Source organism: Marinitenerispora sediminis (assembly GCF_003336425.1).
Lineage (GTDB): Bacteria > Actinomycetota > Actinomycetes > Streptosporangiales > Streptosporangiaceae > Marinitenerispora > Marinitenerispora sediminis.
Genome location: NZ_QEIO01000162.1, coordinates 1 through 11,337 on the forward strand (window position 1 = coordinate 1; position 11,337 = coordinate 11,337).

An 11,337-nucleotide genomic window follows, 5' to 3' on the forward strand; every position below is an offset into this window, starting at 1 on the left:
GTCATCTGGTTGACGGCGACCCCCGCCTGGCCCGGCTCGCCGTCAACCAGATGACCGTCCGGTCGTGGGGCGTCCGCGACCTCGTGCAGGGCTGCCTGCGGGCCGGAGTCCCCGCCGTCGGGCTGTGGCGCGATCCCGTGGCCGAGGCCGGGCTCGCCGCCGCCGCCCGCTGGGTCCGCGACGCCGGCCTGCGGGTCTCCTCCTACTGCCGCGGCGGCTTCCTCACCGGCGCCGACCGCGCCGGCGCGCTCGCCGACAACCGGCGGGCCATCGACGAGGCCGCCGAACTGGGCGCCGCCTGCCTGGTCATGGTCGTCGGCGGACTCGGCGCCGACGACCGCGACCTGCCCGGCGCGCGCGCCCGCGTCAGCGACGCCCTGGCCGAACTCGCCCCCTACGCCGCCGAGCGGGGGGTCCGCCTCGGCCTGGAACCGCTGCACCCCATGTTCTGCGCCGACCGGGCCGTGCTGTCCACCCTCGGGCAGGCGCTGGACATCGCCGACGCCCTCCCCGGCACCGGTGTCGGGGTCGTGGTCGACGCCTACCACGTCTGGTGGGACCCGCAGGTGGACCAGCAGATCCGGCGGGCCGGCGACCGGATCGCCTCCTTCCAGACCTGCGACTGGACGCTCCCGCTCCCCGCCGACGTGCTGCTCGGCCGCGGGATGCCCGGGGACGGCCATGTGGACCTGCGCGCCCTGCGGCGCGGCGTCGACGCGGCCGGCTACACCGGCGACATCGAGGTCGAGATCTTCAACGCCGACATCTGGGCCGCCGACCCCGACGAGGTGGTCGCCACCATCGTCCGGCGGCACGTGCAGCACGTCCTCTGACCCGCGCCAGCGGCTCCCGGCGGCGGCCGCCCCGCCGGCCGGGAGCGCCGGCCCCTCAGTGAGCGAGCCGAATCCAGCAGAGAGGACTGTCCAACGGTGCACTTCGACGGAATCCTGTTCTTCCCGGTCACCCCCTTCGGCGACACCGGCGCGCTGGCCGAGGACGCCCTCGCGGAGCACGTCGAGGCCGGGCTGAGGCACGGCCCCGGCGGCGTGTTCGCCGCGTGCGGCACCGGCGAGATCCACGCGCTGTCCGGCGCCGAGCACGCCCGCGCCGTGCGCGTCGCCGTCGAGGCCGCCGCCGGCCGGGTGCCGGTCGTCGCCGGCGCCGGCGGCAGCGTCGCCACCGCCGCCGAGCAGGCCGCCGCCGCCCGCGACGCGGGCGCTGACGGGGTACTGCTGCTCCCGCCCTACCTGGTCAACGCCCCGCAGCGCGGCCTGGTCGACTACGTGCGGACCGTCGCGGCGGCGGCGTCCATCCCCGTCATCGCCTACCAGCGCGGCACCATGGTGCTCTCCCCGGACACCGCCGCCGAGATCGCCTGCCTGCCCGGGGTGGTCGGCATCAAGGACGGCGTCGGCGACCTCGACCGCATGGCGCGCATCGTCGCCGCGGTCCGCGCGCGCCGCGGAGACGGGTTCACCTTCTTCAACGGACTGCCCACCGCCGAGCTCACGGTCCGGGCCTACGAGGGCGTCGGTGTGCGCCTGTACTCCTCGGCGGCCTTCGCGTTCGCCCCCGAGGTCGCCACCGCCTTCTACCGGGCCGTGCGCTCCGGCGACCCGCTCGCCGACACCCTGCTCGACGTCTTCTACCAGCCGCTGGTACGGCTGCGCGACCGCACCCCGGGGTACGCGGTGTCCCTCGTCAAAGCCGGTGTGCGGCTGCGCGGCGGCGCGGCCGGCGGGGTCCGGCCGCCGTTCGTCGACCCCACCGAGGGCGAACTCGCCGAGCTGGCGGCGATCATCGACGCCGGCCTGGCCGCCGTCCAGGACCGCCCGGCCGCGCCATGCTGATCACCGACCTCAGCGCCTCCGCCTACCGGCTCCCGCTCGCCCGCGCGTGGGACGGCGGGGTCGACCGCAACGACATCGTCGTGGTGCGCCTGCGCACCGACACCGGCGCGGTGGGGACCGGGTTCGCCTGGACGCCGAAGATCGGCGCCGGAGCCGTCCTCGCCCTGCTCCGCGACGACTGCCCCGAGGCGCTGCTCGGCCGGCCCGCCGTCCCCGGGCCCCGCTGGAGCGACCTGCGCCACCACCTGCGGGAGGCCGGCACCACGGGGCTGACCGCGCTGGCCGCCGCCGCGGTGGACATCGCCCTGTGGGACCTCGCCGGCAAGGCGGCCGGGAGACCGCTCGTCGACCTCGTCGGCCGCCGCCGCGACCGGGTGCCCGCCTACGGCAGCGGCGTCAACCTCGACTACGACCTCCCCGACCTCCTCGACCAGGTGCGCGGCTGGCTGGCGGCCGGCCACCGCGCGGTCAAGATCAAGGTGGGCTCACCCGAGGTGGAACGCGACGTCGAACGTGTCGCGGAGGTCCGCCGGCTGATCGGACCGCACCGCCGGCTCATGCTCGACGCCAACCAGCGCTGGGACGTGCCCGCCGCGGTGCGGGCGCTGCGGGCCCTCGCCCCGTTCGAGCCCGACTGGATCGAGGAGCCGCTGCCCGCCGACGACCTCGCCGGGCACCTACGGCTGCGTGCCGCGACGCCGGTGCCGTTCGCGGTCGGCGAGAACCTGCGGAGCGCCGCCGAGTTCCGCGCCGCGCTCGCCGCCGGGGTGTGCGACATCGCGCAGCCCAACGTCGTACGCGTCGGCGGCATCACCCCGTTCCTGCGCATCGCCGAACTCGCCGCCGACCACAGTGTCCCGGTGGCACCGCACCTGCTCCCGGAGCTCTCCACCCAGCTGGCGCTGTGCGTGCCGCTCGCCTCGATGGTCGAGGACATCGACCGCGCGTCCCTCGGCGCGCTCGGCGCGCTCACCCGGCCCAGCGGTGTCGAGGTCCGCGACGGCCACGCCCGCGCCGCGACCGCCCCCGGCCACGGCCTGGAGTTCGCCACCGACACACTGACCCCGCTGCCCGGGACGGGCGGCTAGGTCCTGCTATTTGGGAGGTCTGCGGGGTGGGCCGGTGCTCCGGAACCGTCGGGGGGCATGGTCCGATGCCACGAACCCACCGACGAGGAGTGGGACCAGCTCACCCCGCCGACGAACCGGACCGATCCGAAGCGCCCGCCACGTTCCCCGGACGCGCTGACCACCAACCCCCACCCGCCCCCCGACTCCCGCCGCCGCTGGCCATCGCCACCAGCCCCGGCCAGCGGGACGGCACCCGCATGTCCGAACCGCTGCCGGCCGGTCCGCGGCGGCTCCGCCCCCGGGGCCGTCCCCGCACGCGGCCCGCTCGGTTGCTCGGCGACAGGGCCTGTTCCTCGGCCGGGATCGGCGCCCGCCTGCGGGCCCGCAGCATCAAGGCGGCCATCGCACATCTCCGCGGCCAGCCGGAGGACCGCCGCCGGGCGCGGATCGCGGGGGAGGCGGGCCGCCTGCCCTCGGCCGGGACGCCCAGGCGGGGCCGCCCCACCATCGAGCGCGCGATCACCCCGCTCAAGCAGCACCGCGCGGTCGCGACCGCACAGAACCGCTTGAGCCGAGCGAAACACCGCTCGACCACGTTGCGACGCTTGTACAACTCAGCGTCGAAGCGCGGCGGCGGCCCGCCCCGGCCAGGCCTTGCCGACGCGGGTGGCACGCTGGTCAGCACGCTCGGGAATGACCGCGGACGCGGCGCTGCCGCGGGTAGCCGGGGATCCGCCGGGCCGAGTAGGGCTTGGCGCCCAGCAGAACCTCCGGCCTGGGACGCGGGTACCCGCCGCCGGGGTGATGAGCGTCGCCGTCGGCGGGCCACGGCCCTCCGCGACCAGATGCGGCCTGGTGGTCAGCCCGCCCCTCAACCGGCCAAGCCGCTGCCTGGTTTGGTGGTCGCTCTGGTCGATCGTCCCCGGCATGTCTGCCCTGTGCCCGCGCTCCAGCCGCGTGCTGATGAGCGCGCACGATCGAGGGACCGACGCCGAAGGTCCACTCGATGTTCCCGATCGCGTCCTCCTTGGCCTGGAGCGCCGCCAGCAGCTTGGCCCAGGTGCCGTCCTGGTCCCAGCGTCTGTACCGGTCCGCACAGGCTGCCAGGGGCCGTAGCGTCTCGGGATGTCACGTCACAGCCCCGGGCAGGCCACCGCGGGTCGGCGCCCTGGCGGGCACTCGGCGGCCGGGCCCGTCCTCCCCGGGGTCCACGGGGACGGGGTCAGGCCCCCGCCGGCGGTGCCGTGCTGTCGCGGACGACCACCTCGCCGGCCACCGAGACCGTGCGCGCCTCGGCGGGCGGATCCTCCTCCAGGGCGAGGCGGGCGGCCTTCTCGCCCATCCACTCCAGGGGCAGCCGCACGGTGGTCAGCCCCGGCGTCAGGTCGCGCAGCGTGGGGATGTCGTCGAAGCCGGCCACGGACAGGTCGTGCGGCACCCGCAGGCCGGCGTCGCGCAGCGCGGCCATCGCACCGGTCGCCATGACGTCGTTGACCGCGAAGAGGCAGGTGGCGTCGGTGCCGGTGGCCAGCAGCCGCCGGGTCGACTCGTAGCCGCCGTCGCGGGTGAAGGCCCCGTGCACCACGTTGTGCGGGTCGAGGGCGATGCCGCCGGCGGACAGCGCCGAGTGGAAGCCGTCCAACCGGTCGCGCGCCGTGCGCAGGTCGGTCGGGCCGGCCAGGATCGCGAACCTGCGGTGCCCCAGGTCCACGAGGTGCCGGGCCAGCGCGGCGGCGCCGTTGCGGTTGTCCGGCACGACCGTGTCGGCCGGCAGCCCCTCCTGGGACACGCACGCCACCCGGCCGCCCTGCCGGGTGAACATGGTGATCTCCTCGGCCAGGCCGCCGCCGGTCTCGTCGTCCACGGTGCGGCTGCCGGCCAGCACCACGGCCCGCGCGCGGTGCGAGCGCAGGGTGGCGAGCAGCTGCGTCTCCCGGCGCGGCGCCCGCCCCGTGGTGCCCAGGACCACGATCAGGCCCTGCTCCTCGGCGGACCGGGTGACGCCGGAGGCGATGCTGGAGAAGTAGGGGTCGGCGATGTCGTGCACCACCAGGCCGACCAGCGTGCTGGTGTTGCGGGCCAGCGTCTGCGCCGAGGCGTTGGCCAGGTAGCCGAGTTCGTGCGCGCTGGCCGTCACCCGCCTGCGCAGCTCCTCGCCGACCTGGCGGGTGCTGCCGTTGAGCACGCGGGAGGCCGTCGCCAGCGAGACCCCGGCATGCCGGGCGACCTGCTCCAGAGTCACGTAACCGCTGCCCACGCCTCAACCCCTCCGGCGGTTGGAAAACTCTTTCCCTGTGATCATAGAAGCGGCGGGAAGTCCATGACCAGCGGGCACGGCCCGGCGGAGCGTGATGCCCGCCACGGAGCTCGCGGCGGGACCGGCTCAGGGCGCGCCGGACGCCGCCTGGAGCTCGCTGCGCCAGCTCCGCCGCGGCCGCCACCCCACGGACCGCTCGGCCGCCGCGCTGGAGAAGGCCGGCCGGTCGCCGGTCAGCTCCTCGGCGAGTCCGGCGGTGCCCGGGTGGAACCGCGGCAGCAGCTCGGCCAGGGGCGCCCGGGCCAGCGCGTCGTCGGCGATCGCGTGCAGGATCATCCCGTTGTCCACCCGCTCGGGCCGCTCCGCGAGCAGCGCGAACAGCTCCGCGGCGTCCCGGGCGTCCACGTAGTTGAACAGCGACGCGGCAGCGAGCTCCGGGCGGTCCAGCCGCTCGGCGACGGTGTGCCCCTGCTGGGTCGGCGCCCCGGCCCACTCCTCGGGCGCGATGACGTAGCCGGGGCGCACCGCGGCGAACACGCACCCCCCGCCCTCGGCCCGCGCCAGCGTCCGCACGGTCTCCTCGATGATCGCCTTGGACAGCCCGTAGGAGTGCAGCGGTGCCACCGGGTGGCCCTCGTCCAGCGGAAGGCGGAGCGGCCGCCACCCGGGGGTGCCGTATCCGAAGACGGTGGGGCTGGAGGCGGCCACCGCGATCCGCGCCCCGGCCGCCGCGGCGTCGGACAGCACGGTCCAGGCCAGCAGGGTGTTGACCTCCAGGATCTCGGTGTCCGGGCGGCTGAACGGGACCGCGATCCCGGCGAGGTGCAGCACCGCCTCGGGGCGTGCCTCCGCGAACAGCGCCGAGCGCGCGGCGTCGTCCAGCAGGTTGACCACGCGCTGGACGGCCCCCGGGGCGATCGGGCCGCTGGTGAGGTCGGCCGAGACCACCTGGTGGCCGCGCTCCACGAGGGTCGCGACGACGCTGCGGCCGAGCCTGCCGGATCCGCCGGTGACGAGGACGCGCATGACTGCCTTTCCGTTCGGACGGGTGGGAGCTGTGGGGGCCGACCGGCCCGGGAGGTCGGCACGGGCCGGTCGGCGGCCGGGGGGAACGCGCGGCCGCGCCCGCGGCGGGCTCAGCCCGGACGGCCGGGGGAGGAGCCGGGCATGGTCGACGTTCCCTTCGTCGGGGACAGGGGCGCGGTGTCCGAAGCGGGCTTCGGAAAGCGCTTACAGGGCAGATTGGCACGCCGGGGAGACCACGTCAATGGGCGGCCGGAACCGGCCGCGGCGGGGGAGCTTCCCGCATCCGGGCGGTGGCCCCGCGGGACCTCGCGGACCGCCGCGAGCCGGGCACCGGCCGCCCGCCGGCGCCGCGGCCACCGCGCGGCGGACTCCGCGGCGCGGTCCGGCGCCGCCCGCCCGAGGGGGCGCGGCCGCGCCCTCCTCGGCCCTCCTCCGGTGTGGCACCGGCCGCGGGCGGCGCGAGCCGTGACGCGCCGGCCCCGGCAACCGGCCTCGGCGGCCCAGGTTCCGGCGTGGCGCAGGACGCGCCAAGCTGCCGGCCAGGCACGGCGATCGGCGGCTACCGACGTTGCCGGCGCTCCCGTCCGTTGCGACGTGCGCCGGAAGCGGATGGCAACGGATGCGGCCGCGCCGCCTCCGTCGGGATCGGCGGTCTGGGGCGCCGCGTTCCTGCGGTGTGCCCACCCGTGGCCGCGGCTGCGTCATCGTCCGCGGCGCCCCCGGGCAACCGCCGCCCACGGTCGCGGCGATCCGGTTTCGCCGGCGGGCCACGCCACCGACGCTGCCCCTGCCCACCCGAGTCCCCAGCGCCGCGACCGGAAGAGGGGGAGGAGGGCGCGCGGCTCCTCGGGTGGGTGCCCGCCCGCGTTCGACCACCAGGGAGGCGCGCGCCGCGACCTGGCCGAACGCTGTGTCGCGGGGTGGCGCCCGACCCCGCGACCGCGGCCCGTCCCGCCGAGCCCGCCGCTTACCACCGGCCCGGGACCGCCCCGACCAGCGCCCTGTTCTGGCTCGACCGCGAACCAGGGAACACCGCCTCGACCGCCTCGGCCGATCCCGAGTCCCTCCGCGGCCGCGGCCGGTGCGCCGACCGGGAGCGCGGCAACGCGCCGGGAGCCGCCCGCCGCGCCCGGCCACCAGGTCGTCCGGTCGGCCCCGGGGCCGCGCCGGCAGGCCGGACCGCCGACCGCGCCCAGCCCGCACCCCGCGAATAGGCCCGGCGCCGTGCGCCCGCGGCGGGGCCGCTGGCGCGCCGGCTCGCCCATGGACCACGGATTTGCATGGCCATGCATGTATGTGCATACTTATTATTTGTGTCCAAGGTGCTCACTTCCCTGCCTGTCAGCGAACGTGTCGGGATCGCCTTCTCCGGCGGCCTCGACACCTCCGTAGCGGTCGCGTGGATGCGCGAGAAGGGCGCGGTCCCCTGCGCCTACACCGCCGATGTCGGCCAGTACGACGAGCCTGACATCGCCGCGGTCCCCGGGCGCGCCACCGCCTACGGCGCGCAGATCGCCCGCCTGGTCGACTGCCGGGCGGCGCTGGTCGAGGAGGGGCTCGCCGCCCTGGCCTGCGGGGCGTTCCACATCCGCTCCGGCGGCCGCCCCTACTTCAACACCACGCCCCTCGGGCGGGCCGTCACGGGCACCCTGCTCGTGCGCGCCATGCTGGAGGACGACGTCCAGATCTGGGGCGACGGCTCCACCTTCAAGGGCAACGACATCGAGCGGTTCTACCGCTACGGCCTGCTGGCCAACCCCGCGCTGCGGATCTACAAGCCGTGGCTGGACGCGGACTTCGTCAGCGAGCTCGGCGGGCGCACGGAGATGTCGGAGTGGCTGCTCGAACGCGGCCTGCCCTACCGGGACAGCACGGAGAAGGCCTACTCCACCGACGCCAACATCTGGGGCGCCACCCACGAGGCCAAGGCCCTGGAGCACCTCGACGCCGGCATCGAGATCGTCGCCCCGATCATGGGCGTGCGCTTCTGGGACCCCGCCGTCGAGATCCCGGCCGAAGACGTCACGATCACCTTCGAGCAGGGGCGCCCGGTGGCGATCAACGGCAAGGAGTTCGCCTCCGCCGTCGACCTCGTGCTGGAGGCCAATGCCATCGGCGGCCGGCACGGGCTGGGCATGTCCGACCAGATCGAGAACCGGGTCATCGAGGCCAAGAGCCGGGGCATCTACGAGGCGCCGGGGATGGCGCTGCTGCACGCGGCCTACGAGCGGCTCGTCAACGCGATCCACAACGAGGACACCCTCGCCAGCTACCACAGCGAGGGCCGGCGCCTCGGCCGGCTGCTCTACGAGGGGCGCTGGCTGGAGCCCCAGGCGCTCATGCTGCGCGAGTCGCTGCAGCGCTGGGTCGGGGCGGCCGTCACCGGCGAGGTGACCCTGCGCCTGCGGCGCGGCGAGGACTACTCGATCCTGGACACCTCCGGACCGGCGTTCAGCTACCACCCGGACAAGCTCTCCATGGAGCGGACCGAGGACGCGGCCTTTGGACCGGTCGACCGGATCGGGCAGCTGACCATGCGCAACCTCGACATCGCCGACTCCCGCGCCAAGCTGGAGCGCTACGCCCAGCTCGGCATGGTCGGCGGCGGCCCGCACCCGACGTCGATCGGCGCCGCCCAGGCGGCCTCGACCGGGCTGATCGGTGCGATGCCCGAGGGCGGGGCGGACGTGATCGCCTCGCACGGAGCGGTTCCCGGCGACGGCGACCTGCTCGACCACGCGGCGATGGAGGCCGGCACCGACTAGGGCCGGCGGAGCCGGAGGCGGCGGGCGCGGCGGCGCCCACCGCACCGGAGCGCGGCCGGCCCGGCCGCTACCCCACGCCTCCGGGCGGCTCCTCCGCCTCGGCCGCCGCGTCGAGGGCGGCGCGGGCCGCCGTGACCAGCGTGTCCAGCTCGGCCGCCTCGGGGCGGCCGTCCAGCACCACCGTGGCGGTGCGCCGCCGCAGCCATGCGCCGGCGTCCAGTTCCAGCGGCCGGTCCCAGGCCAGCGCCGCCCCCACACCGGGGTACTGGCCGGCCCGCAGGAACCACGGGTCCGGGTCGGGCGCGCAGGCCAGGAACACGAGCGTCCACGGCACCCCGCCGGGGGCCTCGCCGCTCATCGCCAGCCATGGCGCGCGGGAGCCGTGCAGCGCCTCCTCGCCCTCCAGGCCGGGCCCCAGGCAGCGCGGCGGCTCCGTGCCGAGCGGCGCCCGCCAGAAGAAGCCGCCGTAGCCGGCGCCGGGGCGGCCGTTGGTGGCCGGGCTGCCGATCCGCAGCGGGCGGCCGGCGGCGTTGCGCAGCCGGACGTCGACGTCCAGCGCCCAGGCGGCGCCGCCCGGGGCGGCCACCTCCACCGCCCGCACCGTCCGGCGCTCCTCCAGCAGCACGGCGCCGTCCGGGCCGCGCCAGGCCAGCCGCTGCACGTACCCGTCCTCCGCGCGCCGCTCCCAGGACACGTGCTCCTGGCGGCCGTGGTTGGGCAGCGCGGTCGGCCCGCGGTCCCGGACGAACGTGCGCCCGCCCCAGAAGTTCGCGCCGGCGACGTCGGGCACCGCCACGCTCACGCCCAGGTGGTGCGCGTGGTCGGCGGGCTGGAACTCGGTGACCACGGTGCCGCCCAGGGTGCGCACCGGGTGCAGGTAGGGGCGGGGGGAGAGCCCCGGCTCCAGGTCGGTGCCGTCATGGTGCGCGGCCAGGACGAGCCCGTCGCGCCGCAGTTCGAGGGCGGGCGGCGCCCCCGCGGCCCCGGCGGGCTCGTCCCCGGATCGCTGGTCGGTCATCGCGGCACCTCCACGTCGCCGGCGGCCTGTCCCGTCGCGGCCCAGCCGGCGCCGAGCTCGGAGAACAGTGCGAAGCGGCGCGCGCTCTCCTCGACCAGCTCCGACACACCGTGCACCACCCGGTGCACACCGTCCTCGGCCACCTCCACCTCCTGGGCCGCCAGGGGGATGGGGCGGGGCTCCGGGGCGGTGCGGACCGCCTCCAGGACCGTCATGAAACCCCGGGTGTCCTCGCACGGCACGAGCAGCGGGACGCCCTCGCGCAGGTGCGCCACCAGGTTGCGCAGCAGGTCGGTGCGCGGGTGGACCTCGGCCACTGGCGGCTCTCCCGGCCGCTCCAGCACGACCTCGTCCAGCGTGTAGTTGAGCCGGATCCGCCCGGACTCGCCGTACACCGTGACGTGCGGCTCCTCGCGGCGGGGCGCGCACAGGGTGGCCGCCACGGTGACGGGCGTCCCGTCCGGGGCGCGCAGCCGCACGCAGGAGGTGTCGTCGGCCTCGATCTCGTGGGCGTGGAACAGCTCCACCTCGACCTCCGCGCCGAGCGCCCGGTGGGCGCCGCCCAGCACGAGCGCGGTCGCCACCGCGTGCGCCAGGGGGTTGGTCAGCACACCGTCGACGACGTCCCGGCCGTCCAGCCGGCGGCGTCCCGCCCAGTCCGCCCGCGCGTAGTAGGCGGAGGTGCGCACCCAGGCGCCGGCGGCCCCGATCCCGCGCACCGCGCCGATCGCGCCGGAGGACACGAGTTCGCGCACCGCGCCGATCGCGGCGGAGCCGAGGCTCTGGAATCCGATCTGGCAGGCCAGGCCGGTGCCACGGACCCGCTCGCACAGCGCGTGGAACTCCGCCAGCGTCGCGGTCGGCGGCTTCTCCAGCAGCACGTGGGCGCCGTGCGTGAGCGCGATGTCGGCCAGCGGCAGATGGGTGTGGATGGGGGTGGCGATGACGGCGGCCTCGGCGGCGGTGCGCTCCAGCAGCGCCGCGAGGTCACCGGACTGCTCGACCCCGGCCAGGTCGCCGAGCGCCTGCGCGGTGACCGGAACGCGGTCGCAGACCCCCGCCAGCTCCACCAGGCCGTTCGCGGCGAGCCGCCGGATGTTGCGCAGATGCCATGCCCCGTGGCCGTTCGCTCCGACCAGGACTACCCGCACCGGCGCCGCTCCGCCGCTCCCGCCGTCCACGCCACCAACTCCTCGATCTTTGGAAAGCGCTTGCCGAGTCAATCTAGACAGCGCGGTGATCCGGTGTCAACGGCTACGGGCTCCGCGTGGCCCCTACCTCGGGCGGGGGCCGCGCGGGCACCCAGCGTTAAGAAACCGGACACGCTCGGCCAACGACGCCCCCCGCCCCG

Annotated in this window: 8 protein-coding genes; 4 read left to right on the forward strand and 4 right to left on the reverse strand. The window is 76.3% G+C overall.

Translation table 11 applies throughout. The features are described from left to right. Nucleotides 1-5: 5 nt before the first annotated feature. The 3 genes from DEF28_RS22820 (at nt 6) to DEF28_RS22830 (ending at nt 2,938) form a co-directional block, all read left to right on the forward strand. A complete protein-coding gene (locus DEF28_RS22820) occupies nt 6-833 on the forward strand; it encodes a sugar phosphate isomerase/epimerase family protein (RefSeq protein ID WP_114446221.1) in 828 nt (275 codons plus the stop codon). A gap of 96 nt (nt 834-929) precedes the next feature. Then, on the forward strand, nt 930-1,850 hold the full coding sequence (locus DEF28_RS22825; protein ID WP_114400002.1) for a 5-dehydro-4-deoxyglucarate dehydratase: 921 nt from the start codon (nt 930-932) through the stop codon (nt 1,848-1,850). Beyond that, complete coding sequence (locus DEF28_RS22830) at nt 1,844-2,938, forward strand: mandelate racemase/muconate lactonizing enzyme family protein (protein WP_114400003.1); 1,095 nt, start codon at nt 1,844-1,846, stop codon at nt 2,936-2,938. The genes DEF28_RS22825 and DEF28_RS22830 overlap by 7 nt, the downstream gene beginning before the upstream one ends. A 1,204-nt stretch (nt 2,939-4,142) precedes the next feature. On the opposite strand, the gene DEF28_RS22835 is transcribed toward DEF28_RS22830, so the two are convergent. Further along, nucleotides 4,143-5,177: a LacI family DNA-binding transcriptional regulator gene (locus DEF28_RS22835; RefSeq protein WP_114400004.1), complete on the reverse strand. Its 1,035-nt coding sequence runs from the start codon at nt 5,175-5,177 to the stop codon at nt 4,143-4,145. Nucleotides 5,178-5,303: 126 nt separating this feature from the next. After that, entirely contained in the window at nt 5,304-6,203 is a 900-nt protein-coding gene (locus DEF28_RS22840; protein WP_114400005.1) for an NAD-dependent epimerase/dehydratase family protein, read from the reverse strand. A 1,313-nt stretch (nt 6,204-7,516) separates the two neighbouring features. Between DEF28_RS22840 and argG the strand changes: the two genes are divergently transcribed. Further along, nucleotides 7,517-8,968 (forward strand): argininosuccinate synthase, encoded by a 1,452-nt coding sequence (gene argG / locus DEF28_RS22850; protein WP_114400007.1) that lies wholly within the window; start codon nt 7,517-7,519, stop codon nt 8,966-8,968. Between the two features lie 67 nt (nt 8,969-9,035). On the opposite strand, the gene DEF28_RS22855 is transcribed toward argG, so the two are convergent. After that, on the reverse strand, nt 9,036-9,986 hold the full coding sequence (locus tag DEF28_RS22855; RefSeq protein WP_114400008.1) for a DUF6807 domain-containing protein: 951 nt from the start codon (nt 9,984-9,986) through the stop codon (nt 9,036-9,038). Further along, a complete protein-coding gene (locus DEF28_RS22860; protein WP_233515492.1) occupies nt 9,983-11,167 on the reverse strand; it encodes a Gfo/Idh/MocA family protein in 1,185 nt (394 codons plus the stop codon). The genes DEF28_RS22855 and DEF28_RS22860 overlap by 4 nt, the downstream gene beginning before the upstream one ends. Nucleotides 11,168-11,337: the final 170 nt, after the last annotated feature.

What these genes read in the sequence shown, in the direction of transcription:
- DEF28_RS22830 (WP_114400003.1), top strand. Translation starts at nt 1,844, where the DNA reads ATGCTGATCACCGACCTCAGCGCCTCCGCCTACCGGCTCCCGCTCGCC.
- DEF28_RS22840 (WP_114400005.1), bottom strand. Translation starts at nt 6,203, where the DNA reads ATGCGCGTCCTCGTCACCGGCGGATCCGGCAGGCTCGGCCGCAGCGTC.
- DEF28_RS22855 (WP_114400008.1), bottom strand. Translation starts at nt 9,986, where the DNA reads ATGACCGACCAGCGATCCGGGGACGAGCCCGCCGGGGCCGCGGGGGCG.